At 63.5% G+C, this 26,438-nt stretch carries 22 protein-coding genes; 5 read left to right on the forward strand and 17 right to left on the reverse strand.

From position 1 onward, the window contains the following. The first annotated feature begins 44 nt into the window (after positions 1-44). On the forward strand, positions 45-545 hold the full coding sequence (yhbY, locus tag PCE31106_RS06690) for a ribosome assembly RNA-binding protein YhbY (RefSeq protein WP_017231905.1): 501 nt from the start codon (positions 45-47) through the stop codon (positions 543-545). 118 nt (positions 546-663) lie between these two features. Here the strand turns inward: yhbY and PCE31106_RS06695 are convergent, their stop codons facing one another. From PCE31106_RS06695 to PCE31106_RS06730, 8 genes are all read right to left on the reverse strand, one after another. Beyond that, positions 664-1,179: a DUF4149 domain-containing protein gene (locus tag PCE31106_RS06695; protein WP_150562792.1), complete on the reverse strand. Its 516-nt coding sequence runs from the start codon at positions 1,177-1,179 to the stop codon at positions 664-666. Beyond that, complete coding sequence (gene greA, locus PCE31106_RS06700) at positions 1,163-1,639, reverse strand: transcription elongation factor GreA (RefSeq protein ID WP_017231907.1); 477 nt, start codon at positions 1,637-1,639, stop codon at positions 1,163-1,165. The genes PCE31106_RS06695 and greA overlap by 17 nt, the downstream gene beginning before the upstream one ends. A 246-nt stretch (positions 1,640-1,885) precedes the next feature. After that, positions 1,886-5,128 (reverse strand): carbamoyl-phosphate synthase large subunit, encoded by a 3,243-nt coding sequence (gene carB, locus PCE31106_RS06705; RefSeq protein WP_150562793.1) that lies wholly within the window; start codon positions 5,126-5,128, stop codon positions 1,886-1,888. Between the two features lie 18 nt (positions 5,129-5,146). After that, positions 5,147-5,815 (reverse strand): leucine efflux protein LeuE, encoded by a 669-nt coding sequence (gene leuE, locus PCE31106_RS06710; RefSeq protein WP_150562794.1) that lies wholly within the window; start codon positions 5,813-5,815, stop codon positions 5,147-5,149. 39 nt (positions 5,816-5,854) lie between these two features. After that, positions 5,855-7,000: a glutamine-hydrolyzing carbamoyl-phosphate synthase small subunit gene (gene carA, locus PCE31106_RS06715; RefSeq protein WP_017231910.1), complete on the reverse strand. Its 1,146-nt coding sequence runs from the start codon at positions 6,998-7,000 to the stop codon at positions 5,855-5,857. Between the two features lie 195 nt (positions 7,001-7,195). Beyond that, on the reverse strand, positions 7,196-7,957 hold the full coding sequence (locus tag PCE31106_RS06720) for a FadR/GntR family transcriptional regulator (protein ID WP_017231911.1): 762 nt from the start codon (positions 7,955-7,957) through the stop codon (positions 7,196-7,198). Between the two features lie 144 nt (positions 7,958-8,101). Next, positions 8,102-9,745 (reverse strand): alpha,alpha-trehalase TreF, encoded by a 1,644-nt coding sequence (treF, locus tag PCE31106_RS06725; protein ID WP_150562795.1) that lies wholly within the window; start codon positions 9,743-9,745, stop codon positions 8,102-8,104. Then, positions 9,742-10,509 carry an SDR family NAD(P)-dependent oxidoreductase gene (locus tag PCE31106_RS06730; RefSeq protein ID WP_026131594.1) on the reverse strand — a complete coding sequence of 256 codons (768 nt, stop codon included), beginning with the start codon at positions 10,507-10,509 and terminating at the stop codon, positions 9,742-9,744. Before PCE31106_RS06730 ends, treF begins: the two co-directional genes overlap by 4 nt. Before the next feature lie 433 nt (positions 10,510-10,942). On the opposite strand from PCE31106_RS06730, the gene PCE31106_RS06735 reads away from it, so the two are divergent. The 3 genes from PCE31106_RS06735 (at position 10,943) to PCE31106_RS06745 (ending at position 13,987) form a co-directional block, all read left to right on the forward strand. Continuing rightward, a complete protein-coding gene (locus PCE31106_RS06735) occupies positions 10,943-12,274 on the forward strand; it encodes a C4-dicarboxylate transporter DctA (protein ID WP_150562796.1) in 1,332 nt (443 codons plus the stop codon). Positions 12,275-12,355: 81 nt separating this feature from the next. Continuing rightward, complete coding sequence (gene alc, locus PCE31106_RS06740; protein WP_150562797.1) at positions 12,356-13,378, forward strand: allantoicase; 1,023 nt, start codon at positions 12,356-12,358, stop codon at positions 13,376-13,378. 75 nt (positions 13,379-13,453) lie between these two features. After that, on the forward strand, positions 13,454-13,987 hold the full coding sequence (locus PCE31106_RS06745; RefSeq protein ID WP_150562798.1) for an ureidoglycolate lyase: 534 nt from the start codon (positions 13,454-13,456) through the stop codon (positions 13,985-13,987). Between the two features lie 207 nt (positions 13,988-14,194). Here PCE31106_RS06745 and mctP read toward each other — a convergent pair whose 3' ends face one another. The 9 genes from mctP to PCE31106_RS06790 form a co-directional block, all read right to left on the reverse strand. Next, positions 14,195-15,745 (reverse strand): monocarboxylate uptake permease MctP, encoded by a 1,551-nt coding sequence (gene mctP, locus PCE31106_RS06750; RefSeq protein WP_150562799.1) that lies wholly within the window; start codon positions 15,743-15,745, stop codon positions 14,195-14,197. After that, on the reverse strand, positions 15,742-15,972 hold the full coding sequence (locus PCE31106_RS06755; protein WP_150562800.1) for a DUF3311 domain-containing protein: 231 nt from the start codon (positions 15,970-15,972) through the stop codon (positions 15,742-15,744). The genes mctP and PCE31106_RS06755 overlap by 4 nt, the downstream gene beginning before the upstream one ends. A 209-nt stretch (positions 15,973-16,181) precedes the next feature. Next, positions 16,182-16,589, reverse strand: coding sequence for a RidA family protein (locus PCE31106_RS06760; RefSeq protein WP_026131573.1), 408 nt, complete (start codon positions 16,587-16,589; stop codon positions 16,182-16,184). 2 nt (positions 16,590-16,591) lie between these two features. After that, positions 16,592-17,062 (reverse strand): acyl-CoA thioesterase, encoded by a 471-nt coding sequence (locus PCE31106_RS06765; RefSeq protein ID WP_017231831.1) that lies wholly within the window; start codon positions 17,060-17,062, stop codon positions 16,592-16,594. Positions 17,063-17,149: 87 nt separating this feature from the next. Further along, positions 17,150-18,793, reverse strand: a complete 1,644-nt coding sequence (locus PCE31106_RS06770) for an AMP-binding protein (protein WP_150562801.1) — start codon at positions 18,791-18,793, stop codon at positions 17,150-17,152. A 59-nt stretch (positions 18,794-18,852) separates the two neighbouring features. Next, positions 18,853-20,037 (reverse strand): acyl-CoA dehydrogenase family protein, encoded by a 1,185-nt coding sequence (locus PCE31106_RS06775; RefSeq protein WP_017231829.1) that lies wholly within the window; start codon positions 20,035-20,037, stop codon positions 18,853-18,855. Between the two features lie 13 nt (positions 20,038-20,050). Further along, complete coding sequence (locus PCE31106_RS06780; protein ID WP_017231828.1) at positions 20,051-20,914, reverse strand: enoyl-CoA hydratase family protein; 864 nt, start codon at positions 20,912-20,914, stop codon at positions 20,051-20,053. Positions 20,915-20,949: 35 nt separating this feature from the next. Then, positions 20,950-21,762, reverse strand: a complete 813-nt coding sequence (locus PCE31106_RS06785) for an SDR family NAD(P)-dependent oxidoreductase (protein ID WP_017231827.1) — start codon at positions 21,760-21,762, stop codon at positions 20,950-20,952. Positions 21,763-21,771: 9 nt separating this feature from the next. Further along, positions 21,772-24,114: a bifunctional salicylyl-CoA 5-hydroxylase/oxidoreductase gene (locus PCE31106_RS06790; RefSeq protein ID WP_150562802.1), complete on the reverse strand. Its 2,343-nt coding sequence runs from the start codon at positions 24,112-24,114 to the stop codon at positions 21,772-21,774. Between the two features lie 450 nt (positions 24,115-24,564). Between PCE31106_RS06790 and PCE31106_RS06795 the strand changes: the two genes are divergently transcribed. Then, positions 24,565-26,430, forward strand: a complete 1,866-nt coding sequence (locus tag PCE31106_RS06795; protein ID WP_150562803.1) for a ShlB/FhaC/HecB family hemolysin secretion/activation protein — start codon at positions 24,565-24,567, stop codon at positions 26,428-26,430. Positions 26,431-26,438 lie beyond the last annotated feature (8 nt).

Here is a 26,438-nt window from a genome sequence, read left to right on the forward strand (position 1 = left end):
CCGCGTACGGGTGCATCCTAACTCGTTTGTCTCGTCTGTCCTCTATGCCCGCCCTGACCCTGACCCCGGCGCAACGCGCCGACTTGCGCTCCACCGCCCATGCGCTGAATCCCGTTGTTCTGATTGGCGCCGACGGCTTGACGCCGGCGGTGCTCAAGGAAATCGACGGCGCCCTGAAGGCTCACGAACTGATCAAGGTACGTGTGTTCGGCGACGAACGCGATGCACGCGTGGCCATCTACGAAGCCATCTGCGATCAACTCGGCGCAGCGCCGGTACAACACATCGGCAAGCTGCTTGTTCTGTACCGCCCGACGCCGGACGAAACGGAAGCGCCGGTTCGCTCCCGGACCGGCGGTACGGGTGCGACGGTCAAGGGCCGTGCCCCGCGCACTGTCACGGTCGTCAAGACCAGCACCAACGCGGGACGCCGTCCGACCGTCAAGAAAGTGACCGTTCGCGGCAACGAACGCATGACCGCTGGCGGCATCGTCAAGAAGGCCAAAAAGCGCCAGACCAGCGTCAAGCGCCAACGCAACGACTGAGCGAACGGCACACCGCCGCCAGTTCTCGAAAAAACGCGCCCGGACAACAGGCGCGTTTTTTTATGGATGCCGCGATCGGATTGGCTGCGAAGCCAGCGTCGCCGCACCCCTGCGACACTCAGCTACGCACCGGCTGGCGCCAGATCAGTGCCATGCCGAGCAGGCTTTGCAGCAGGTAGATGCCGCTCGAAATACCGTGAAGCATGCCAAAACGCGCAGCGAACACCGACTGGCCGATCTCCACGCCCACCGCCTCCGCCTGCGCGCGCAGATCCGCCATCAACGGCTGGAGGCCGAACGAGGCGATCAGCACACAGACCATCATCGCCACCGCCAGCCACCGCAGTCCGCGATAGCTGCGTGCCGCTTGGGCGTCGCCCGCACGCGCAATCAGCGCCGTCGCCAGCCAGACCAGCAGCACGCCGCAGACGAGACTTATCCAGGCTTGCGTGTGAAACAGGCGACCGGCGACCGTTCCGGCCATGGTGCGCGATTCCAGCACTGCGAAGAGCGTGGGCGCCACGACATAGCCGATCGCCCACTGACTACCGCACCAGAGGGTCGCGATCAGGCGGAACAGCCGTTCCAGCCGCGGCGCGCCGCTGGCGGACGTTACGTCAGACGTAGCGGACATCGATGATCTCGTACTCACGCACGCCGCTCGGGGCCTGCACTTCGGCCACATCGCCAGCGTACTTGCCAATGAGGGCACGTGCGATCGGCGAACTCACCGAGATCTTGCCGTGTTCCAGATCGGCTTCGTCGTCGCCGACGATCTGGTACAGCACCGTGCCGCCGTTGTCGAGGTCTTCGAGTTCGACGGTGGCGGCAAACACCACGCGCCCCTCGGCGTCGAGCAACGACGGGTCGATGATCTGCGCGGCGGAGAGCTTAGATTCGAGATCGGCGATACGCCCCTCGATAAAGCCCTGCTTTTCCTTGGCGGCGTCGTATTCCGCATTTTCCGACAGATCGCCCTGCGCACGAGCTTCAGCAATCGCAGTGATCACGGCCGGACGTTCGACGGTCTTCAGGCGGTGCAGCTCTTCTTTGAGCAGCTCGGCGCCCCGCTTGGTCAGAGGAATGGTACTCATACGCGTTGTTCCGAAAGACAAAAAAATTGCCGCAGCAAAGCCGCATTCGCACTGGTTTGCGAACGCCGCTTGACCGCGGCTGTGACACCTATGTGGCGTTAGTGTAGCAGAGTTGTCGAGGCCGCCAACCACAGGGCCGGCCGCACGACATTGCAACAGCTATGCACCATTTGGCGCGTCCGACGGGGATCGGTTCCCTGCCGAGCGCGCCATTTCTTGCAGCGTAACCGCTCAGGCCTTGCGCAATCAGGCCGGCAGCAAGGCGTGCAGGCCCTGCAGATCGTAGACCTCGAGATTCTGCAGGTACTTCAGGCCTTCCACGGCGGCACGGGCACCCGAGATCGTCGTGTAGTACGTAACCTTGTGCGCTTGCGCCGACATGCGGATCGAGCGGGAATCGGCAATCGCCGTGCGCGTCTCGTCCACCGTGGTGAACACCAGCGCGATCTCGCCGTTCTTGATCATGTCGACAATGTGCGGACGGCCGTCCTTCACCTTGTTGACCACGCGCACCGGGATGCCGGCGGCGTCGATAGCCGCGGCGGTGCCACGCGTGGCCACGATCGGGTAACCCAGCGCGTGCAGCATGCGGGCCACTTCAACCGCGCGCGGCTTGTCGGCGTCCTTCACCGTGAGCAGCACCGTGCCCGAGGCCGGCAGGCGCGAGCCCGCAGCCAGTTGCGACTTGAACAGCGCCTCGCCGAACGTGCGGCCCACGCCCATCACTTCGCCCGTCGAGCGCATTTCCGGTCCAAGCACCGGGTCGACGCCCGGGAACTTCACGAACGGGAACACGGCTTCCTTGACGCTGAAGTACGGCGGCACGACTTCGCTCGTCACGTTTTGCGACTTGAGCGACTGACCGACCATCGCACGCGCGGCGATCTTGGCCAGTTGACGACCGGTCGCCTTCGATACGTAGGGCACCGTGCGCGAGGCACGCGGGTTCACTTCGAGCACGTAGATCGTGTCGACCCCGTTGCCCTGCTGAATAGCGAACTGCACATTCATCAAGCCGATCACGTTGAGGGCGCGGGCCATGGCGGCCGTCTGACGCTTGAGTTCGGCCACGGTCGGCGCGGAGAGCGTGTACGGGGGCAGCGAGCAAGCCGAGTCGCCCGAGTGGACGCCAGCCTGTTCGATGTGTTCCATCACGCCGCCGATGTAGACGTCCGTGCCGTCGGAGATGCAATCCACGTCGCATTCGATGGCGTCGTCGAGGAAGCGATCGAGCAGCACCGGGCTGTCGTGGCTGACCTTGACCGCTTCGCGCATGTAGCGCTCGAGGTCACGCGGCTCGTGGACGATTTCCATCGCACGCCCGCCCAGCACATACGAGGGACGCACCACCAGCGGGTAGCCGATCTCGGCGGCGAGCTTGAGCGCTTCGTCCTCGGCGCGCGCCGTGCGGTTCGGCGGCTGGCGCAGGCCCAGGTCCTGCAGCAGCTTCTGGAAGCGTTCGCGGTCTTCGGCCGCGTCGATCATGTCGGGGCTGGTGCCGACGATCGGCACACCGTTCGCTTCGAGATCGAGGGCCAGCTTGAGCGGGGTCTGACCGCCGTACTGCACGATCACGCCGACCGGCTTTTCGAGGTCGACGATTTCGAGCACGTCTTCCAGCGTCACCGGTTCGAAGTACAAACGATCCGACGTGTCGTAGTCCGTCGACACCGTTTCCGGGTTGCAGTTGACCATGATGGTCTCGTAGCCGTCTTCACGCAGTGCGAGCGCCGCGTGCACACAGCAGTAATCGAACTCGATCCCCTGGCCGATACGGTTCGGACCACCGCCCAGCACCATGACCTTCTTCTTGTTGGTCGGCTGGGCTTCGCACTCTTCCTCATAGGTCGAGTACATGTAGGCCGTGTCGGTCGAGAATTCGGCAGCGCAGGTGTCCACGCGCTTGTAGACCGGGCGCACCTTCTGTGCGATACGAGCTTTGCGCACGGCCGTCTGGTCGGTGCCGAGCAGCTTGGCGAGGCGGCGATCCGAGAAGCCGCTTTGCTTGAGGAAGCGCAGCTCGTCGGTCGACAGGCTCTCCAGCGTACGGCCGGCCAACGCCTGTTCCTTCTTGACGATGGCTTCGAGCTGGGCGAGGAACCACGGGTCGATGGCCGTCTCGGCGTACACCTCTTCCAGGCTCATGCCCAGACGGAACGCGTCGCCCACGTACCAAATGCGGTCGGGGCCCGGCTCGCCGATCTCCGCCACGATCTCGTCGCGGTCGGTCGACTTTTCGTCCAGACCGTCCACACCGACTTCCAGGCCACGCATGGCCTTCTGGAACGATTCCTGGAACGTGCGGCCCATGGCCATCACTTCGCCGACCGACTTCATCTGCGTGGTCAGTCGCGCGTCGGCTTCGCGGAACTTCTCGAAGGCGAAACGCGGCACCTTGGTCACGACATAGTCGATGGTCGGCTCGAACGAAGCCGGCGTCGCACCGCCCGTGATCTCGTTGCGCAGCTCGTCGAGCGTGTAGCCGACGGCCAGCTTGGCGGCGATCTTGGCGATCGGGAAGCCGGTCGCCTTCGACGCCAGTGCCGAAGAGCGCGACACGCGCGGGTTCATTTCGATGACGACCATGCGGCCGTCCTTCGGGTTGATCGAGAACTGGACGTTCGAGCCGCCCGTCTCCACGCCGATTTCGCGCAGCACTGCCAGCGACGCGTTACGCAGCAGTTGGTATTCCTTATCGGTCAACGTCTGGGCGGGTGCCACGGTAATCGAATCGCCGGTGTGCACGCCCATCGGGTCGAGGTTCTCGATCGAGCAGACGATGATGCAGTTGTCGGCGCGGTCGCGCACGACTTCCATCTCGTACTCCTTCCAGCCCAGCAGCGACTCTTCGATGAGCAGTTCGCGCGTGGGCGAGAGGTCGAGACCGCGCTTGCAGATCTCTTCGAACTCTTCGCGGTTGTAGGCGATGCCGCCGCCCGAGCCGCCGAGCGTGAACGACGGACGGATCACCATCGGATAGCCGCTGCCGCCGATCTCGGCCATGATCTGCGCCTGCACGGCGAGCGCATCTTCCATTGAATGGGCGATGCCCGACTTGGCCGACCCGAGACCGATCTTGGTCATCGCGTCCTTGAACTTCAGGCGGTCTTCGGCCTTGTCGATGGCTTCCGGCGACGCGCCGATCAGCTCGACCTTGTACTTATCGAGCACGCCATGCTTGTGCAGGTCGAGCGCGCAGTTCAGCGCGGTCTGGCCACCCATGGTCGGCAGGATGGCATCCGGGCGTTCCTTGGCGATGATGCGCTCGACGACTTCCCAGGTAATCGGTTCGATGTAGGTCACATCGGCCGTGTCCGGGTCGGTCATGATCGTGGCGGGGTTGCTGTTGATCAGGATGACCTTGAAGCCTTCCTCGCGCAGCGCCTTGCAGGCCTGTGCGCCGGAATAGTCGAATTCGCATGCCTGACCGATGATGATCGGACCGGCGCCGATGATGAGGATGCTCTTGATGTCTGTGCGCTTTGGCATAACGTTCTCAACAAAAATTTAACTCAGCGTCGCGGTCGCGAGCTTCACACCGAAGCCGACGAACAGCGCGCCCACGCCGCCGGTTGCCCCGGCGCTCAACCGGCGACGTTGCCGGAAGTGCTCGGCCAGGCGGTAACCGGCCAGGATCAGCGTGCTCAGATACAGGAAACTGCAGGTCTGCACGATCGCGCCCAGCACCGCAAACGACACGGCCGGGTAGGCGTAGCCCGGATCGACGAACTGGATGAAAAACGACACGCAGAACAGGATCGCCTTCGGGTTGAGCAGGCTGATGAACAGCGCCCGCTTGAACGGGTGATCCGCGTCGACCGGCTTGGGCGCGGCGACTGCCGTCCCTGCGTTGGCGCGTGCGGCCCGCGCGTTGGCGATGGCTCCGCGCAGCATGTTCACGCCCATCCAGCAAAGATAGGCGGCGCCGAGATACTTCACCACGAAGAAAAGCGCCGGCTGCGCGTGCAGCAGCGACGCCACGCCGGCGGCCGACAGGGTCATGAGGATCGTATCGCCGAGGAACACGCCGCATGCGCCTGCGTAGCCCTGGCGAACCCCGCGCTGCGCTGCCACCGACAGCACATAGAGCGAGTTCGGTCCTGGCAGCAGAATGATCACCACCACCCCGGCCAGGTAGGTCCAGAGGTTGACGATGCCGATCGAGTTTCCGAGCATGTTGAGCGTTCCCTTATCCGTATTTCGTCGTGCCAGGCCTTACGCGGGCTGCTTCGCGTCGACCATCGACTGCACGAAGCGGTCGAACAGATAGCCGATGTCGTGCGGGCCGGGCGAGGCTTCCGGGTGCCCCTGGAAGCAGAATGCCGGGCGATCCGTCAGCTCGAAGCCTTGCAGCGTGCCATCGAACAGCGACACGTGCGAGACGCGCGCGTTGGCCGGCAGGCTATTGGCATCCACGGCGAAGCCATGGTTTTGCGACGTGATGACCACACGGCCGGTCGCGAGATCCTTGACCGGGTGGTTGGCGCCGTGGTGACCGGTCTTCATCTTCAGCGTCTTCGCGCCGACGGCCAGACCCATGATCTGGTGGCCGAGGCAGATGCCGAAGGTCGGGATGCGGCGCTCGAGGAACGTCTTCGTGGCGGCGATGGCGTAATCGCAAGGTTCCGGGTCGCCGGGGCCGTTCGAGAGGAACACACCGTCCGGGTTCAGCGCGAATACGTCGTCGGCCGAGCTTTGCGCCGGCAGCACCGTGACCTTGCAACCGCGCTGGGCCAGCATGCGCAGGATGTTGCGCTTGACGCCGTAGTCCAGTGCGACCACGTGGAATTTCGGATCCTTCTGTTCACCGTAGCCTTCGCCCAGGCGCCATTCCGTTTCCGTCCACGAATACGGCTCCGTGGTCGAGACGACCTTGGCAAGGTCCATTCCGGCGAGGCCCGGGAACGATTGGGCAAGCGCGATGGCCTTGGCCGCGTCAGCGCCTTCTCCGGCGAGGATGCAGCCGTTCTGGGCGCCCTTCTCGCGCAGGATACGGGTGAGGCGGCGCGTGTCGATACCGGCGATCGCTACAACGCCCTCGTCCTTCAGATATTGCGACAGCGTTCTGTCGGCGCGGAAATTCGACTCGAGGATCGGCAGATCCTTGATGATCAGGCCTGCGGCATGGACTTTCGTGGCTTCGACGTCTTCACCGTTGACGCCCGTATTGCCGATGTGCGGATACGTCAACGTGACGATCTGACGCGCATAGCTGGGGTCGGTGAGGATTTCCTGATAGCCGGTGATCGCGGTATTGAAAACCACTTCACCGATGGTGTGACCGGCAGCGCCGATGGCGTACCCACGAAAGACCGTGCCGTCAGCGAGCGCGAGAATGGCGGGTGGGAATGACGGCAGCACGGGAAACTCCTGGAGGTTTCACCCCGGCTGCCAGCCCCATCGTCCGCTCGCGATGACACTTGCGCGGGCACCGGAATTGCGCGGAATATGCGCACAGCGGAGGCTCGGGCTACGGACGAGATGTCAGGCGGGTAGGCGCTAGGGTGAGGGTTAAATGACTAAAACCTTCAAAGTATAGCGCAAATCCCAATCATCTCAAAGCTGAACATGTGGAACACCAGTACGCTCTGCGTTCTCCCTGGGGGTAAGGCTGTTCGGGGACGGATACGCAGAGGGGATAGGGAAATGGATGCCCGCCCGCTGGGCCGCCAGCACGATATGGCGCTCCATGGCGGCCCCGGCGACGGCGCCATCGCGGCGGCGCAGGGCGTCGAGGATCTCCAGATGTTCATGATAGGTGGAGAGCACCAGTTCGCGCTGATAGAACGGCAAACGCTGGCTCTCCATCACGATTTCCGTGCTGCCGCGCAGGATATCGGCGATGGCCCCGTTTCCGGCGAGTCCCACGATGCGCAGGTGGAAGGCGAAGTCCAGTTGGGCGGCCGTATCGACGTCGCCGTCGACCAGTGCGACCTTCATCGCCTCCACGTTGTCAGTGAGCCACTCGATCTCGCCATTGCTGGCCGCGTGGGCGGCGAGGCGGGCGGAGAAGCCTTCGAGCGCATAGCGCAGCTGATACGTGTCGGCGAGCGAGATCTGGTCGGCGAAGCGCCAGGCGACGCCCAGGCGCGCCGAGGCGTCGTTCACATAAACGCCTTTACCGGGGCGGATCGCGACCATGCCAAGCGCTTCGAGCGTCGACAGGGCCTCACGCAGCGAGGCGCGGCTGATCGTCAGCTCTTCGGCGAGTTGGCGCTGTGACGGGAGCATCGCGCCAGCCGGATAGACCTGACGTTCGATGCGCTCGCGGATGATGGCGACGGCGGCGTCGGTTACGGCATGCGCCGAATGCTTCATGAGGCCTCACAGGGAATGCGGGTATACGTATCTCGCATTGTACGACGCCAAATATCTCCCCAGGCGCTCAGCCGGCAACGCGTGAGCAAACCCATGCGGCGTGGGGACTTACCGTTCGCCTGGCGCACGGGCGCAGGGCAGGCGCTATCGACGCGTGCCCCCGCGCGCGCGGCCTTGCGCCATCGCCTGGTGGGCGGGGTGTTCGGGATGATCGCCGAGGAGGCGACGCACGACCCCATTGGTCCAGCCGAAGCCATCCTGAAGCGGGTACTCCCCGCCTCCCCCACCGCTTGCCGACATTGCATCGCTCGCATGCAGCGAATACTTCTCGACGAGCTTGCTTTCACGAGCATAGAGCGCGCTGACCGTCGAGAGCCAGCGCCGGGCGATATCGTTTGCGAGCCTGTGCTCGCCGTACTGACGAAGCCCGTGAATGGCGATCCATTGCAGCGGCGCCCAGCCATTCGGCGGATCCCATTGCTGCAGGCTGGACGCCTGCGTCGTGCGCAGCCCTCCGGGGGCCAGGAGACGATCCTCGATCGTTTGCGCCGAGCGGCGTGCTTGCTCACGCGAGGCCAATCCAACAAAGAGTGGCGTGGCGAGCGCGGCCGACAACCGCGGGTGCGGCGCACCGCGTTGCCAGTCGTAATCGAGGAATGCGCCCTCGTCATCGCACCAGAGATAGCGCGTCATCGCCTCGCGCCGGGCTTGCGCACGCGCGGCAAAGGCTCGGGCGTTTTCCGCGTCGCCATTGGCCTCGCTCAGCCCGGAAATCTGCACTTCAGAGGCGAACAGGAAGCTATTCAGGTCCACGGGCACGAAGGCGGTCGTGCGGATCGAACCGAGGTTGGTCGCGTCGTCCAGCCAGCGCGAGCTGAAGTCCCAGCCCGAGGCTGCGCCGGCGCGCAGATCGCGATACACCTGCGCAGCGGGACGATCCGGCGCATGCAGCGCCGTATTCACATCCTCCAGATAACCTTCCTCGCGCGGCGTATCGCGTTCGTCCCAGTAGCGATTGAGGTGTGAGCCGTCGGGCAGGCACACGACATGGCGATAGGCATCGCCGGGGGCGAGCGACGCCTCCCCGTCCATCCAGAAGTCGTACTCGCGACGCAAGTGGGGCAGATACCGGATCGCGCGCGCCACGCCGTGCGACTCGAACAGCGCCACCATCAGTCCATACATCGGCGGCTGCGAGCGGCTCAGGTAGTAAGTGCGATTGCCGTTCGGGATGTGGCCGTAAGTGTCGATGAGAAAAGAAAAATTATCGGCCATGCTCACCAGCAAGTCGTGGCGGGCGCTGCAAGCCAGGCCGAGCATCGTGAAATACGAGTCCCAGTAATAAAGCTCGTGGAAGCGTCCGCCCGGCACCACATAGGGCCGGGGGAGTGGCAACAGCGAGCTGTAGGCCGGGTGCGTTTCGGGCAAGCGCGTAAGGACATCCCAGAGTCCGTCGATATGGTCGACGAGCCCCTGCCCTGGGTCGGAGACATAGTGACTGGCGGGTGGGCGTTCGAGGGTGAAATACGACGCCACGAAGCGCGCAAGGTCGAAGCCGGGTTTCGCGACGTCGTCGCGATAGCGGCGCAGGATCTCGTCCGGAGCCAGCGTGGGCACGCAGTCCACGAACGTCTTGCTGTCGGGAAAAATGCGCTGCGTCTGCACGTCGACGAACAACTGCTGATAGCGATCGGCGGGGGTGAGCACGTCAGACGGTGCCGAATGTGCGACGTCCGGCGTCATGCCGCCGGCGGCCAGCGAGCGTCGTACGGTGTCCGTCATCGTCATTGCTCCGCGTAACGCCAGAGCAGGCCGCCGTCGACGAACAGCGTAGTGCCCGTGACATAACTGGCGTCCGGCGAGGCGAGGAACAGCACGGCGTTGGCGACTTCGCTCGGATCGGCGAGACGCCCGAGGGGGATGTTGGCGATCAGCGCGTCGCGCTCCGCCTTGTTGGCGAGGAGCTGATGATTGATCGCGGTGCCGACCGCACCGGGCGCGACGTTGTTGACCGCAATACCGAGTGGGGCGAGCTCGATGGCGAGGTTGCGCATCATCATCTTCAGGCCGCCCTTGCTGGCGCAGTAGCTGGTGAAATGCGGAAACGGCAACTCCTCGTGAACCGAGCTGACGTTGACGATGCGCCCGCCACGCTTCGTGTCACGCAGGTGCTGCACAAACGCCTGCGTGAGAAAGAAAGCCCCCTTCAGGTTCACATTCATCACCAGGTCGTAGTCCGCTTCCGTCACATCCAGAAAGGGCGCTCGCCGCTCCACGCCCGCGTTATTGACCAGCACATCGACCCGTCCCATCGCCTCGACGGCTTGCGCAATCACTGCGCGGTCGTCCGCGGCGACACCGACATCTCCCGCGATTACGCAGCCGTCGCTACCGGCCGTGCGCACCGCGTCGAGCGTCTGTTCGGCCATCGCGTTGTGCTGCCGATCTTCCACCACGATGCGTGCGCCCTCCTGTGCGAGACGGATCGCGATGGCGCGTCCGATGCCCTGAGCACTGCCGGTAACCAATACCACCGTGTCCTTCATTCGCATGGCGCCCCCCTGTTTCTGTACAAATTGCGGGATCTGCGCACACTGCCTTGCGGCTTTCACCGGGCGTCGAGGCAGCGCGCCCTACGCAAGTGCGACCGCCCGTTCCAAAGCGAAGTTCACACAAATTGCAGCGGATTCGCCCAACAAAACCGGCGAATACGAGCGAATCGCCGCCCTTGGCCCAAGCTGCGTGGGGCATCGCCCTGCCCTAGGGAATCCCCTCAGAAAACACGTCTTGACCCCACCATATTGGCTTTCTAATATTCTCCATAACACCACTGGTCAGACCGGTATGACTTGTCTGGATACATGGATGGGTGTTGATTCGAATTGTGGTTGCGGTAGAGAACATTAGCCCCCAGAGAGCGCAGTCCGTCAGGCGTAGAGATTGCGAAATCCGAGAGAGTGATTTTGCAGGCAGAGGAGACAAACCATGCCCAAGCTGTTTCGTTCGTTGTTTGGCCGAGTCGTCATTGCGCTGATCGTTGGCGTGGCGCTTGGCATTTGGTTTCCGCACTTCGGAGAGTCATTGAGCCCGTTGGGCGATGGCTTTCTGAAGCTCATCAAGATGGTCATTGGACCGATCGTCTTCTGCGTGGTGGTCAGTGGCATGGCGAGTGCGGGTGACTTGCGCAAAGTCGGCCGTGTTGGCGTCAAGGCCGTTTTGTACTTCGAAGTCATCACCACCTTCGCGCTAGTCATTGGTGCAGTGCTGGCTTGGGCGACGCATCCGGGCGTGGGCATGAACATCGACGTTCGCAGCCTCAATCCGAGTGCGATGGCGGCGTACACCGAGAATGCCAAGGGATTGCAGGACACGGCTGGCTTCTTGTTGAAGATCATCCCCGACACCGTCACCGACGCCTTTGCCAAAGGCGACATCCTGCAGATTCTCGTCTTCTCCGTCATGTTCGGCTGTGCCTTGGCCGCCCTTGGTGAGCGTGGGCGTCCTGTTGCGCGCTTCATCGAAGACCTGAGCCACGTCTTCTTCCGAGTGATGGCGTTCATCATCCGACTCGCGCCGCTGGGTGTCTTGGGTGCCGTGGCGTTCACCACCGGCAAATACGGCGCATCGTCGCTCAAGCAGCTTGGCATGCTCGTGCTCGTGTTCTACGTGAGCTGCTTCGTCTTCGTCACCGTGGTGCTGGGTACCGTATTGCGTCTGGCGGGCTTCAACATCTTCAAGTTCATCAAATACTTCCGTGAAGAGTTGTCCATCGTGTTGGGCACCGCGTCGTCCGATGCCGTATTGCCGGCCATCATGCGCAAGCTCGAGTGGATGGGCATCAAAAAATCCACCGTGGGTCTGGTGATACCTACGGGTTACTCCTTCAACCTCGATGGCTTTTCCATCTACCTCACGCTGGCCGTCATCTTCATTGCCCAGGCGACCAACACCCCGCTGTCCATCCATGACCTGATCCTCGTCATCCTCGTCTCGCTGCTGACCTCCAAGGGTGCCCATGGCATTCCGGGATCGGCCATCGTGATCCTGGCGGCGACGCTCACGGCCATTCCCGCCATCCCGGTCATTGGCCTCGTACTGATCCTTCCAGTCGACTGGTTCGTGGGCATTGCGCGGGCCGTCACCAATCTGCTGGGCAACTGCGTCGCGACCCTCGTCGTGGCTGCGTGGGAAAAAGACGTCGACTTTGCGCGAGCCCACAAAGTGCTCGATGGCGTGCTGCCCTACGAGCCCATTGCGGTGACCGTGGACGACATAGCCGAAGCTGGCACGCCGGCCAACGTGGCACTGACACGCTGAACGACCGTCACAACTTAAACGAACCAACGAAACCAATGCCGACGCGAGGCGTCGGCAGCTACTCCTGGAGTCAAACGCAACATGGCCCTCGCCCCGCAAGACCCGAACGCACCGGAATTTGTGCGCCGTTACGTCAACTTGGCTGATCCGCGCCTGGGTGCGCAGGCGTTGGAGGCCAGCGACGAGTTTTTCGCGGCCAAGGAGCGCATGCTCAACCCTGAGCCGGCCGTGTTCATCCCGGGCAAATACGACGACAACGGCAAGTGGATGGATGGTTGGGAGACACGTCGCAAGCGTGTGAACGGCTACGACTGGTGTGTGGTCAAGCTGGCGCGACCGGGCGTGTTGTTTGGCGTTGACCTCGACACCAGCCACTTCACCGGCAACTTTCCGCCGGCCGCGTCGCTCGAGGGTTGCCACAGCCCGGACGGCGCCCCGGGCGAGAAGGCCGAGTGGTTCGAATTGCTGGCGTCGACCAGCTTGCAGGGCAATGCGCACCACTACCATGCGATCACGCAGTCGCGCGCGGTGACCCATGTGCGAGTGAACCTGTACCCCGATGGTGGTTTGGCGCGTTTGCGCGTGTATGGCTTGCCGCAGAGCGATTGGGCGCGACGCTCGCGTGACGAGTTGATCGACCTCATCGCGATGGAGAACGGTGGTTACGTCGTGGCGGCGAACAACCAGCATTTCGGGATGGCGTCGAACCTGTTGATGCCGGGCCGAGGGGTGAACATGGGCGATGGGTGGGAGACGCGTCGTCGTCGGGAGCCGGGCAACGACTGGGCGATCATTGCCTTGGCGCAGCCGGGCGAGATTGCGAAGATCGAAGTGGACACGGCGCACTTCAAGGGCAACTTTCCGGACCGTTGTTCCATTCAGGCGGCGTATGTGACGGGCGGCACCGAGCAGTCCTTGATTACGCAGTCGATGTTCTGGCCCGAGCTGTTGCCTGAGCAGAAATTGGCGATGGACAAGCAATTCGGCTTTGAGGAGCAGGTACAGAAGCTGGGGGCGATCACGCACATTCGCTTCAACATCATTCCGGACGGTGGCGTATCGCGTTTGCGGTTGTGGGGCCGGTTGAGCGAAAAGAAAGCGTAAGCGTGAATGCATCCCTCTCGCGGCGGGCGACGTTTGCGAGAGGGGAAATGAAAAAGGGAAAAAAAGGAGAGTGACATGGCGGGAGCGGCGTTGAAGATCGAGCGATTGACGCGAGAGGCGTTTGCGCCGTTTGGCGATGTGATCGAGTTGTCGGGGGCGAGGCATTTCGGGATCAATGGCGGGACGACGGAGCGGTTTCACGATTTGGCGACGGTAGATTTGGGGCCGGAGGGCGGGCGCACGTTGGTCAATGTGTTTCGTGGCCAGCCGAGGCAGTTGCCGTATGAGGTGAAGATGTTGGAGCGGCATCCGTTGGGGAGTCAGGCGTTCATACCGTTGAAGACGACGCCGTACCTGGTGGTGGTAGCGCCGGCGGGCGAATTGGATGTGAGTCAGATGAGGGCGTTTGTTTCGGAGGGGTGGCAGGGGGTGAACTATGCGCGTGGCGTGTGGCATCACCCGTTGTTGGCGTTGGATGAGGTGAGCGACTTCGTGGTGGTGGATCGGGGTGGAGAGGGACACAACTGTGACGAGCAGGATTTGCCGGGCACGTATGTGTTGACGCGAGCGGCGTTGGAGGCGGTGCGCTCAGCGAGAAAGGCCGCATAAGCTAAGCGGTAGCGAAAGACAAGTGCGGGACAGCGAAGACGCCGGGGAGAGCCCGGCGTTTTGCATATGGGGGACTGGGGGCGTGGAGGGGGATGGACCGGGGCCCCTTTCTGCAGCGAGTTGGGTTTATGTTTGAGAGGCGGAAAGGGGCCCCGGTCCGTCTAGGGGAGTGGTGTTGAGTCCCAGATCCGCCAGCAAAACACCTCATCAAGAGTGGACTGCGTCCGAATAATCCTCTGGCTGGGTGGCATCAGAGCGTGGTTGCATGCCGAGCACCTTGACGAGCGCCGTCACCAGCACAGCAACAACCAGATTGATGAAGAGCGAATAGAGTGCGGCATAGCCGGGCATCGTAAGCGAGCCGATGTGCAGCGCGAAGACTGACGACTTGAAGCCTGTGGAAGCGGCCATCCAGGTACCGACGGCGATACCGGCGAGCCAGCCGATCATCAGGCCGCGGTGATCCAGCCAACGCGTATAAAGTCCGAGCACGATAGCGGGTAGCGTCTGAATGATCCAGATACCGCCAAGCAGTTGAAGCTGAATCGCGTATTGGAGCGGCAAGAACAGCACGAAGAACAGCGCGCCGAGCTTCACCACCAGCGAGACACGTTTTGCGATCAGCGTCTCCTGCGCAGCGGACACCGATTTATTCAGGAATTCCTTATGCACATTACGTGTATAGAGATTCGCGGCGGCGATCGACATAATGGCGGCGGGGACCAAAGCACCGATGGCGATAGCGGCGAATGCCACGCCGACAAACCACGAAGGGAAGGCATAGAGGAAAAGCGCCGGCACCGCAAAATTCGTCCCGTATTGCGCGAAATAAGGCGCGAACTGAGGCATCGACTTCACCCCCGAGGCCAACGCCATGTACCCCAGCAAAGCGATCAACCCGAGCAGCAGCGTATAGGCGGGCAACAGCGCCATATTGCGTCGAATCGTATTACCGCTCTTTGCGCTGAGCAGTGCCGTAATCGAGTGCGGGTACAGGAACAGTGCAAACGCCGAGCCCAATGCCAACGTTGCATAAGCACTGTAGCCTGCGAGCGAACCGCCTGATGGCGGTTTCAGCAGCAGATTCCCTGCGGGGACTGCCGCGAACACATGCGACATTCCGCCCAGGCGAATCGGAATCACGATCAACGCCGCGATAATCGTCAGATAAATCAGCGTGTCCTTCACAATCGCGATCAACGCCGGTGCACGCAAGCCACTTGTGTACGTGTAAGCAGCGAGAATCACGAACGCGATAATCAGCGGCAAATCGCCCAGCCATCCGGTCGCGTGAAAACCCAGCGCACCGATCACCACCTCGATCCCCACCAGTTGCAGGGCAATGTACGGCATCGTTGCCACGATCCCCGTGACCGCGATGGCCAGCCCCAGCCAACCGCTGCCGTAGCGAGCGCTCACGAAATCCGCCGCCGTCACATAGCCGTGCTTCCGCGACACCTGCCAAAGCTTCGGAAAGACCACAAACGCAAACGGAAACACCAGAATCGTGTACGGCAACGCGAAGAACCCCAGCGCCCCAGCGCCGAACACCAACGCCGGCACGGCGATAAACGTATAAGCCGTATACAAATCGCCGCCGAGCAAAAACCAACTGACAATCGTGCCGAAGCGTCGCCCTGCCAGCCCCCACTCGTCGAGCTGCGCGAGATCCCCGCGTCGCCAGTGCGCCGCCACGAACCCCACGATCGTGACAAACACAAACAGCGCGACAAAAACCACCGTGGCCGTCCAGTTCATGATCGACCTCCCGTCGCAGCGTCAGCCGGCGCCGTGCGCCGATGCACCCACGCCGTAAGCAGCGCGGTCACGAACACCCACGCAAACTGATACCAATAGAAAAACGGGAAACCGAAGAGAGACGGCTCGAGCCGGTTGTAGAACGGCACCCACAGAACGCCAGCGAAAGGCAGCAACAACAGCCACAGCCAACCCCTGCCGCGCGATAGCGACGCGTTTTCATTCATGATTGCGTACCTCCCGGCGGGATCGCCACCGATCGCTCACGCAACGTGTGCCTATAACGACTATATGTCCTGAAAAGCAAAACGGCTTACGGACAAACCCCAACCCAGCCGGATTCGCCATAAGCCGCATTTCGAGAGGAAAAACCGGCGTCGTCAGACCATGCCCGCCATCCTGCTTCCCCCCTTCACCGACCCAACATCTCCAACGGCTACGCCGCCGGCACCACCGCCGTCACCTCGATCTCCACCTTCGCTTCGTCCTCCACCAGATCGGCCACTTCCACCGCCGTCATCGCCGGGAAATGACGACCGATCACCGCACGATAATGCTCCCCAATCGCGCGATAACACTCCACATACTCGCGCTTATTCTTCACATACCACGTCATGCGAACGATATGTTCCGGCTTCGCGTTGCCCTCCGCCAGAATCGCCACAATATTCTCAAGCGTCTGACGCACCTGCAGCGCGAAATCGTCCGTCTCGAAACGTTGCTGCCCATTCCAGCCGATCTGACCGCCGACAAACACAATGCGGCTGCCCGCCGTCATCTCGAAAGCCATGCCATTCGCATAGCCGCGCGGCTTCGCCCATTCGGGGGGTTGCAGAACTTGCAGCATCAGGACACTCCTTCAATAACAGAATCAGGTGCGGCAAAGCGCACAATCGCCGCGCGCTGGGCGTCGGGCACCGCGATCGGGGCGGGCCTGCCGCCCTCGCCCTTCGCGACCCAGACCAACACCAGCGTGGCTTGCAAACGCGTCTCGTCGTTCGCTCCGGAAAACCGGATGCGCAACGTCATCGACGAACGACCCAGACGCGAGACCTCCAGCGAACGCTGGAGCGTCTCGCCCAAAAAACTCGGCGCACTGAAGCGACACTCAATGTTCGCCGTCGGCACACCCATCGCATTACGCAAATGCATCTCGCCGAACGACAGACCCAGCCCTTCGGCGCACCAGTCCTCGACCAGATCGTTCATCATCTCGAAATAGCGCGGATAGAACACAATCCCGGCCGGATCGCAATGCTTGAACCGCACCAACAACGGCTTCACAAACGCGTGCGCCGCCACCTCAGCTTCCGACATATCCTCTCCCCCCGCATGCCTCGTCGTCACACCGCGTCAACGTGAGTGGGCGCCAACTGGAGCGCCCCGCCCTCGCCTCAATGCACCTCAATGCGCCATCTGCCGCAGCTTGAAGCGCTGCAGCTTGCCCGTCTCCGTGCGCGGCAGTGCATCGACAAATTCAATCGCCCGCGGATACTTGTACGGCGCGATGTTAGCCTTCACATACTCCTGAAGCGCCTTCACCATCGCGTCGTCGCGCGGCTCGCCCGCCTTGAGCACCACATACGCCTTCACAATCTGACCGCGCGCCTCGTCGCTCGCGCCCACCACCCCGCACTCCGCCACCGCCGGATGCTGCAGCAAAGTCGACTCCACTTCCGGGCCCGCGATGTTGTACCCCGCCGACACAATCATGTCGTCCGAGCGCGCCTGATAGTAATAATTACCGGCCTCGTCGCAACGGAACGTGTCGCCCGGCAGATTCCAGCCGTTCTTCACATAATTCGTCTGACGCGAGTCCGCGAGATATCGACATCCCGTCGGCCCCTTCACCGCCAGCTTGCCTACCTTGCCCGGCGGCAGCGGCTGCATGTTCTCGTCCACGATCATCGCGATATAGCCGGGCACCGGCTTGCCGATCGCGCCCGGCACCACGTCGCCGTTCGCCGCCGAGATGAAAATATGAATCATCTCCGTGCCGCCAATGCCGTCGATCATCTCGATACCCGACGCCTGCTTCCAGAGTTGACGCGTCGCATCCGGCAACGCCTCCCCCGCCGACACCGTCTTCTTCAGACTCGACAGATCGTACTTGCCCACCAGCACGGCCATCTGACGATAGAACGTCGGCGCCGTGAAACAGATCGTCGCGCGGTACTGCTCGATCGCCTGCAGCAGACTGTCCGGCGTGAGCTTCTCCAACAACACCGTCGCCGCGCCGACGCGCAACGGGAACGTCAACAGGCCGCCCGTACCGAAAGTGAACGCTAACGGGGGTGTGCCGCAGAAAATGTCGTCCGGCCCCGGCTTGAGCACATGACGCGGAAACAGATCGCACATTGCCAACACATCGCGATGGAAATGCATCGTGCCCTTCGGCTGCCCCGTCGTGCCGCTCGTGAAAGCGATCAGGCAGACATCGTCCACCGCCGTATCGCAAGCTTCGAAGCTTGCCGGCTGGCGGGCCATGCGGGCCTCCAGTGAGTCCTCACCCACGTCGTGGAAATACACCACCTGCGTCAACGCGGGACAGAAATACTCATGGTCCGCCCGGCGGTTGAACTCCAGTTCATCCTTCAGACGTCCGTCGCACAGCGCCGCGCCGACCTCCGCCTTGTCGACGATCTGCTTGAGTTCCTTCGCGCGCAGCAACGGCATCGTCGGCACGCCCACCAGCCCCGCCTTGATCACCGCCAGCCACGCGGCCGCCATGAACAGGTTATTGGGTCCGCGCAACAGCACGCGATTGCCCGGCACCAGCGCCATGTCGTTGCGCAGCACGTGCGCGATGCGGTCGACTCTCTCACGCAAACCGAAATACGTCGTGACCGTCGGCTGACCGTTCTCCACCGAATAAATCGCAGGCGCCTCGCCGCGACCTTGCGCGATCGCGCGATCCAGTAATTCGGCGGCGCAATTGATACGCGCCGGGTACGCCACGTCCGGATTGTCCAGCAGAAACTCGGGCCACTGATCCGCGGGCGGCAGATTGTCGCGCGCGAAAGTGTCGAGATGTCCAGATCGTTCCATGTGCTTCTCCTTGCCCCCGGTAATCAAGCTTGGCGCCTGCGCGCCGCCACAGACCGCGCTCAGCCGTCCTTGAGCAGTTCGCGCGCGATGATCAGTTTTTGTACTTCCGTTGCCCCTTCGTAGATCCGCAGCGAGCGAATCTCACGGTACAGACGCTCCACGATCGCGCCCGACACCACGCCCGCGCCGCCGAACATCTGCAACGCGCGGTCGATCACCTGCTGCGCCGACTCCGTCGCGAACATCTTCGCCATCGCCGCCTCGCGTGTCGTGCGCTGCCCCTGCACGTCACGCTGCCAGGCCGCGCGATACGTCAGCAACGCCGCGGCGTCCACCGACGTCGCCATCTCGCCCAAAGCCGCCTGCGTGATCTGGAAATCGGCGAGCGTCTGCCCGAACATCTCGCGCGACTTCGCGCGCGCCAGCCCTTCGTCGAGCGCGCGACGGGCAAAGCCCAGCGCCGCCGCCGCCACCGACGCGCGGAAAATATCCAGCGTCATCATCGCCACCTTGAAGCCCTGCCCCGCCTCGCCCAAACGCTGCGAAGCCGGCACACGACAGTTCTCGAACTTCAGACGCGCCAGCGGATGCGGTGCGCTCACATCGATTCGCTCGGCAATCGTCAGCCCCGGCGTGTCGGCATCCACCACGAACGCGCTGATACCGCGGGCGCCGGGCGCCTCGCCCGTACGCACGAAAACACAATAGAAGTCCGCGATGCCGCCATTCGAAATCCACGTCTTCTCGCCGTTCAGCACGTAGTCGTCGCCATCGCGCGTGGCCGAACACGCCATCGCGGCCACATCCGACCCGGCGTTCGGCTCCGAGAGCGCAAACGCCGCAATCGCCTCGCCCGAGGCCACGCGCGGCAGATAGCGCTGCTTGAGCGCCTCGCTGCCCGCCAGCGTGATCGCGCCGCTACCCAATCCCTGCATCGCAAAGGCGAAGTCAGCCAGTCCGTCGTGACGCGCGAGCGTCTCGCGCAGCACGCACAACGCCCGCGAATCCAGTTGTTCCAACGCGCCGCCATGACGCGCGCTCACGCAATACTTCAGCCAGCCTGCGCGACCCAGTTGGCGCACCAGCGACACGCATGTCGCATCGGTATCCGCGTGGTGATCGACCTTCAGTTCGCGCGTGCACCAGGCGTCGAGTTCCGCGCCCAACCGGCGATGCGCCTCGTCGAAAAACGGCCATGCCAGAAAGTCGCCATTGCGCGCGTTTTGGGGAGTGATATCGCTCATCGTCTCGCTCGCGTCAGTCGCCCTTGAACACCGGTTTCTGCTTGGCGACGAAAGCGTCGTAAGCGCGGCGGAAATCCTTCGTCTGCATACAGATGGCCTGCGCTTCGGCTTCGGCCTCGATGGCCTCGTCCACGCCCATGTTCCACTCCTGATGCAGCAGCTTCTTGGTCACGCCGTGCGCGAACGTCGGGCCGCAGGCGATCTGGTCGGCCAGCGTCTGCGCGGCCGAGAGCACGGTGCCGCTGTCATGCAGGGCATTGAAAAAGCCCCATTGCAGGCCTTCCTCGGCCGTCATCACGCGACCGGTGTACAGCAACTCCGACGCGCGGCCCTGTCCGATCATGCGCGGCAGCAGCGTGCACGCGCCCATGTCGGCGCCGGCCAGCCCCACGCGCACGAACAGGAACGCCGTCTTCGCCTGCGGCGTGCCCAGACGCATGTCGGAGGCGAGCGCCATCATCGCCCCGGCCCCGGCACAAATCCCGTCGATGGCGCTGACGATCGGCTGCGGACAGGCGCGCATCGCCTTGACCAGATCGCCCGTCATGCGCGTAAAGTCGAGCAGCTCAGGCATGCTCATCTGCGTGAGCGGGCCGATGATTTCGTGAACGTCGCCGCCCGAGCAATAATTGCCGCCCGCGCCGGTCACAACGACCGTCTTGATGTCCGTGGCATAGACCAGACCTCGAAACAGATCACGCAACTCCGCATACGAGTCGAACGTCAACGGATTCTTCTTGTCGGGACGGTTCAGCGTGATCGTGCCCACGCTCGCGCGCCCTTGCGCGTCGTTCGACACCGACCACAGAAAGTGCTTGGCTTCATAGTTCGCGAACGTGCGCTTGTGATGCGCCATCGTCAGTTTCACGTCACTCATTGGCCGATCTCCTCAAATAGTGTGTGCATGGCCGCTTAGCCGACGGTCACTTCACCGCCTGCCACCGCGATCGATTGTCCTGTCACGGCACCGGCGCCCGGCTGGCAGAGCCACAGCACGGCGTCCGCCACCTCTTGCGGTTGCACGAGACGGCCCTGCGGATTGCGGCGGGCCAGCTCGGCGCGCGCATCGTCTTCACCGCGACCGGTCTTCGCGACGATATTGGCCACCGCGTCGCGCACGATATCCGTTTCCGTATACCCCGGGCAAACGGCATTCACCGTCACCCCTTTCTTCGCCACTTCGAGCGCCAGTGCGCGCGTGAGCCCGACCACGCCGTGCTTGGCCGCGCAATACGCCGTGACATACGGATAACCGATCAGCCCGGCGGTACTCGCCACGTTCACGATGCGGCCCCACCCGGCCGACAGCATCGAGGGCAGCGCGGCGGAAATACAGTGGAACGTCCCCGTCAGGTTGACGTCGATCATTTGTTGCCAGAGCGCACTGTCCGTCTTGCCGAATGGCGCGCTGAGTGCTTGCCCCGCGTTGTTCACCAGCACCTGCACCGGGCCGAAGCGGCCGGCCGCGCGTGCAAAGGCCGCGGCGACGGCGGCGGCGTCCGAAATATCCGCGCTGACCCAAGCCACCTCGCCATGCGCGGCCAAGGCGTGTGCACCGCTCGCGAGCGTGGCCTGGTTGCGCCCGAGCAGCGTCACTCGTGCGCCCTGCGCAAGCAGCGACCGCGCCACGGCTTCGCCAATGCCGCGCGCGCCGCCCGTCACCAACGCGTGCACGCCCGCCAGCGATGCTGGCGACGCGCCGGCCGAGATTGTCGTTGACGTCATGAACTGTCCTTATTTACCGATCTGTTGAGCGTAGGCAGCCGCACGCTCCAGATTGGTCTCGTACTGCCGCTTGCCCGCATAGTACTGCGACGGCCATGGCAGATCCTTGTAGCCGATCTTCGCGGCTTCGTGCAGCGTCCAGAACGGATCGGCGAGGTGCGGTCGCGCCAGCGCACACAGATCGGCACGGCCCGACGCGATGATGCTGTTCACGTGATCCGCCTCGAAAATCGCGCCCACCGCCATCGTCGGAATGCCGGCCTCGTTGCGCACACGGTCGGCAAACGGCGTCTGGAACATGCGGCCGTAGACCGGCTTCTCGTCCTTGCTGACCTGGCCCGACGAGCAGTCGATCAGATCCGCACCGGCATCCTTGAAAGCGCGCGCGATTGTCACGGCGTCGTCCGGCGTGATGCCGCCTTCGACCCAGTCGTGCGCCGAAATCCGCACCGACATCGGCTTGGCCGCCGGCCACACGTCGCGCACCGCATGGAAGACTTCCAACGGATAACGCAGTCGGTTCTCCAGCGAGCCGCCGTACTCGTCCTGACGCTGGTTCGTGAGCGGAGAAATGAAGCTCGAGAGCAGATAGCCGTGAGCGCAGTGCAATTCGAGCCAGTCGAACCCCGCCTCGGCAGCGCGGCGGGCGGCGTGCACGAAGTCGTCCTTGACGCGGTCCATGTCGGCGCGGGTCATCTCGCGCGGCGTCTGCGACACGCCCTCGATGTAAGGTAGCGGCGAGGCCGAGATCAGCGGCCAGTTGCCGTCGTCGAGCGGCTGGTCGATACCATCCCAGGCCAGGCGCGTCGAACCTTTGCGACCAGCGTGGCCGATCTGCATGGCGATCTTGGCGTCGCTGCCTGCGTGCACGAAGTCGACGATGCGCTTCCACGCGTCGCGTTGCGTATCGTTCCACAGGCCGGGGCATCCCGGCGTGATGCGTGCGTCGGGCGACACGCAGGTCATCTCCGCGACGATCATGCCCGCACCGCCCAGCGCGCGGCTGCCCAGGTGTACGAGGTGGAAGTCGCCCGGCACACCGTCGACCGACGAATACATGGCCATCGGCGACATCACAATACGGTTCTTGAGCGTGAGTTCGCGTGCCCGGTACGGGGTGAACATCGGCGGAATCGCCTGCTGGCCGTCGGCGCGCGTCACGCCGGAGCGCGTGGCGAGCCAGTCTTCGAAGCCTTCGACATAGGCGGGGTCGCGCACGCGCAGGTTCTCGTGAGAGATCCGTTGCGAGCGCGTGAGCAGCGAGTAGGCGAATTGCTCCGGCGCGAAGCGAGCGTAGCGCTCGACGGTTTCGAACCACTCCGTCGAATTGCGGGCGGCGTTCTGAATCTTGAGCACTTCGACGCCGCGCGTGGCTTCGTAGTCGGCCAGCACGCGCGGCAGGGCATCGATGCCCTGGGTGCGCAGACCGTCCGCAAGCGCGATGGCGTCTTCCAGCGCGAGCTTGGTGCCCGAGCCGATCGAGAAGTGCGCGGTGTGGGCGGCGTCGCCCATGAGGACGATGGGCACGCGCTTGCCGTCGACATCGCGCCAGTGCACCCAGTGTTCGCAGATCACGCGCGGGAAGCGGATCCAGATGGCCGAGCCGCGCAGGTGCTTGGCGTTGCTCATGAGTTCATGGCCGCCGAGGTACTTCGCGAAGAGGTTTTCGCAGAACTTCACGCCCTCTTCCTGGCTCATCTGATCGATGCCGTGAGCCTGCCAGACTTCCTCGGGCGTCTCGACGATGAACGTCGACGTGTCGGCATCGAACTGATAGGCGTGCGCCTGAAACCAGCCATGTTCGGTCTTCTCGAAGGCGAACGTGAAAGCGTCGAAGCGTTGATGCGTACCGAGCCAGACGAAACGATTCTGACGCGTGTCGATGTCCGGGCGGTAGGTGTCGGCGTAACGCGTGCGGATGCGGCTGTTCAGTCCGTCGGAGGCGATCACCAGATCGGCCTGATAGCGGCGGGCGATCGCTTCGTCGTCGTCGACATCGGTCTCGAAGACCAGTTCGACGCCGAGCGCTTCGCAGCGCGCCTGAAGGATGTTGAGCAGCTTCTTGCGGCCAATGCCGATGAAGCCGTGACCGCCCGAGGTGATCGTGCGGCCTTCGAAGTGGATGTCGATGTCATCCCACCGGTTGAAGGCGGCGTTGATCTGCGCGGCGCTCTCGGGATCGGCTTCCTGAAGGTTGTCCATGGTGGCATCGGAGAACACGACCCCCCAGCCGAACGTATCGTAGGGCCGATTTCGCTCGACCACCACCACACGATGCGACGGGTCGCGCAGCTTCATCAACAACCCGAAATACAGGCCCGCGGGACCGCCACCGATACAGACGATATTCATCTCCAGCCTCCGGATTCACAGATCGCGTCGCGTTTGCCGATCTTTGTTAAATCGTAAATAGTTTATACCTAAAATACTAGCGAAAAAAATTACGGCCGGCAAGGTGGTCAGACCCTGATGTTCAACGGGTCGGGAAAGCCCTTAGAAGGTGAATCGTCTGAGGCGGTCATCGGACGATTCCGAAACTTCGTCCATGGGTCCAAAACCGAAATATTTGGCAATGCTCGTCTGCCAGAATTCTCGCCGTCGTGTCACTCACGGTTCCTTCCAACCTCTGGCCTGACGCCAGGGTGTAAGCCCCCCCGGCTGCTGCATGTTCACCGTGCTCACTGTTGCGCCCTTTTTGCGCATTCGCGTCTGCGTGCGCGTCGATCTCCGCCATGGCGGATTCCGGCGTGCGCGTGATGTCGCGATGCCCCGTTTCGACTACAAAAAAGGGCAACATCATCCGTGGTACATCGTGACCGTCCGGTCTTCATCGCATTGCTGCATCGCCGCCTTGGCGCCGTAGTCCCTTACCTTCCTTACGCTCCTCGCGTCCCCCACGTCCGTTGCACACCGGCCGTCCTGCGCGCGAGCCTGCTGGCGTGTGGGCTCGCGCTTCAGTGCCCGACCGGCATCGCGCAAGGCCGCCCGTCCGCGTTGCACGACGCCGTGCGGCAAGGCGTACAGGACGAACAACTGGAGCGCCAACGCCGGGAGGCCGACGAGCGCGAACGACGCGCCGACGCGCCCGACGTTCGCCTGCCTGCCCTCCCCGACGGCGCACTGGCCGCGCAAGACAACCTGCGGCTTCCCGCCGAATCGCCCTGCGTTGTGCTGCGCAGCGTCACGCTCACGGGCCTCGGCGGCGCCCCGCTGCCAGCGCCCTTCGCGTCTGTCGAAGCAGCGATCGCCCCGTTCGTCGGACAGTGCGCCGGCACGAACGGGGTGGCCCGGGTGGCCGCAGAGGCCACCGAAGCGATCCTGGCCGAGGGCTGGGTCACCACACGCGTGATCGTTCCCGAGCAGGATATGGCCGATGGGCATCTGACGCTTCAGGTCATCCCCGGCACCGTCTCGGCGGTGCGCTTCTCGGATCCGGCCACACGCGGCACCTGGCGGTCGGCAGTCCCCTTGCGCGACGGTGACTTGCTCTCGCTGAGCGCGCTCGAGCAGGGACTCGAACAACTCAAGCGCCTGCCGAGCCAGGATGCCGATATTCGCATCGAGCCCGGTGACGCGCCCGGTTCGAGCGACGTGCTGATCGACATACAACGGACGCGGCCGTGGCGCCTGCTGGCCTCCGTCGACAACGGCGGTACGCGCGACACCGGGCGCCTGCAGGGGCAACTGGCGATCGGTCTCGATAATCCGCTCGGCCTGAACGACCTGCTGGACGTCTCCGTCCAGCACGACCTGTCGACGGGCGACGACCGGTTCGGCACCCGAGGCGCGAGCGCCAGCTACTCGGTGCCTTGGGGCTACCACACCGTCTCGATCTTCGGCAGCACGCGCGCGTACTTCCAACGCATTGCGGGTGCAAACGAATCGTTCGTGTCGAGCGGACGCAACCAAACGCTCGAGCTACGGCTGGAGCGTGTCGTTCAGCGCGACAGCGGCGGCAAGACAGCGCTTGACGCGCGGCTCGGCCGCCGATTCGGCCGGAGCTTCATCGAAGACTTCGAGATTTCCCAGCAGTATCGAAACAACACCTATCTGCAGATCGGTGCAACGCGCCGGCAATATCTCGGCACGGCGCAAGCGGACCTTGCCTTGAACTACCGGCAGGGCATGCCGTGGTTCGGCGCGCAGGACGACCTGCGCGACCCCGCCACCGGCCAGCCGACGAAGCAGACGTATCGGTACCGCATGGTCACCCTGGACGTGCAGTGGTCCGTGCCGCTCCCCTTGGGGCGTTTGCCCATCCGGTATGTCGGCACGCTCCACGGACAGACCACCGCCGACGCCTTATGGGCCGTCGACCAGATAGCGATCGGCGGCCGCTACAGCGTCCGCGGCTTCACTGGCGACCAGACCCTGAGCGCCGAGCGCGGCTTCTTCCTTCGTAACGAGTTGCACGTGCCGATCGCGGCGACTGCACACGCCGTGTATGCGGGCTTGGACTACGGCCGCGTGTTCGGCCCGAGCGCCCGCTACCTCCCCGGCACCCGGCTGGCCGGTGCGGTCATCGGCCTGCGCGGACAAATCGGCGCGTACGGCAGCCCGTGGGGCAACGCCAGCTACGACGTGTTCCTCGCCAAACCCCTCCTCCATCCCGCCAGGTTTCCCGTCAATGCCGCCGTTGCCGGCGTATCGATCGCCCTTCGCTACTGAGTCCCGAC

The organism is Pandoraea cepalis (assembly GCF_902459665.1).
Taxonomy (GTDB): Bacteria; Pseudomonadota; Gammaproteobacteria; order Burkholderiales; family Burkholderiaceae; genus Pandoraea; species Pandoraea cepalis.

What these genes read in the sequence shown, in the direction of transcription:
- PCE31106_RS06785 (WP_017231827.1), bottom strand. Translation starts at nt 21,762, where the DNA reads ATGACGTCAACGACAATCTCGGCCGGCGCGTCGCCAGCATCGCTGGCG.
- PCE31106_RS06735 (WP_150562796.1), top strand. Translation starts at nt 10,943, where the DNA reads ATGCCCAAGCTGTTTCGTTCGTTGTTTGGCCGAGTCGTCATTGCGCTG.
- PCE31106_RS06730 (WP_026131594.1), bottom strand. Translation starts at nt 10,509, where the DNA reads ATGCGAATGAAGGACACGGTGGTATTGGTTACCGGCAGTGCTCAGGGC.
- PCE31106_RS06780 (WP_017231828.1), bottom strand. Translation starts at nt 20,914, where the DNA reads ATGAGTGACGTGAAACTGACGATGGCGCATCACAAGCGCACGTTCGCG.
- yhbY (WP_017231905.1), top strand. Translation starts at nt 45, where the DNA reads ATGCCCGCCCTGACCCTGACCCCGGCGCAACGCGCCGACTTGCGCTCC.
- PCE31106_RS06695 (WP_150562792.1), bottom strand. Translation starts at nt 1,179, where the DNA reads ATGTCCGCTACGTCTGACGTAACGTCCGCCAGCGGCGCGCCGCGGCTG.
- PCE31106_RS06790 (WP_150562802.1), bottom strand. Translation starts at nt 24,114, where the DNA reads ATGAATATCGTCTGTATCGGTGGCGGTCCCGCGGGCCTGTATTTCGGG.
- PCE31106_RS06745 (WP_150562798.1), top strand. Translation starts at nt 13,454, where the DNA reads ATGGCGGGAGCGGCGTTGAAGATCGAGCGATTGACGCGAGAGGCGTTT.
- treF (WP_150562795.1), bottom strand. Translation starts at nt 9,745, where the DNA reads ATGACGATGACGGACACCGTACGACGCTCGCTGGCCGCCGGCGGCATG.
- PCE31106_RS06770 (WP_150562801.1), bottom strand. Translation starts at nt 18,793, where the DNA reads ATGGAACGATCTGGACATCTCGACACTTTCGCGCGCGACAATCTGCCG.
- carB (WP_150562793.1), bottom strand. Translation starts at nt 5,128, where the DNA reads ATGCCAAAGCGCACAGACATCAAGAGCATCCTCATCATCGGCGCCGGT.
- leuE (WP_150562794.1), bottom strand. Translation starts at nt 5,815, where the DNA reads ATGCTCGGAAACTCGATCGGCATCGTCAACCTCTGGACCTACCTGGCC.
- greA (WP_017231907.1), bottom strand. Translation starts at nt 1,639, where the DNA reads ATGAGTACCATTCCTCTGACCAAGCGGGGCGCCGAGCTGCTCAAAGAA.
- PCE31106_RS06755 (WP_150562800.1), bottom strand. Translation starts at nt 15,972, where the DNA reads ATGAATGAAAACGCGTCGCTATCGCGCGGCAGGGGTTGGCTGTGGCTG.
- PCE31106_RS06720 (WP_017231911.1), bottom strand. Translation starts at nt 7,957, where the DNA reads ATGAAGCATTCGGCGCATGCCGTAACCGACGCCGCCGTCGCCATCATC.
- alc (WP_150562797.1), top strand. Translation starts at nt 12,356, where the DNA reads ATGGCCCTCGCCCCGCAAGACCCGAACGCACCGGAATTTGTGCGCCGT.
- PCE31106_RS06765 (WP_017231831.1), bottom strand. Translation starts at nt 17,062, where the DNA reads ATGTCGGAAGCTGAGGTGGCGGCGCACGCGTTTGTGAAGCCGTTGTTG.
- PCE31106_RS06775 (WP_017231829.1), bottom strand. Translation starts at nt 20,037, where the DNA reads ATGAGCGATATCACTCCCCAAAACGCGCGCAATGGCGACTTTCTGGCA.
- mctP (WP_150562799.1), bottom strand. Translation starts at nt 15,745, where the DNA reads ATGAACTGGACGGCCACGGTGGTTTTTGTCGCGCTGTTTGTGTTTGTC.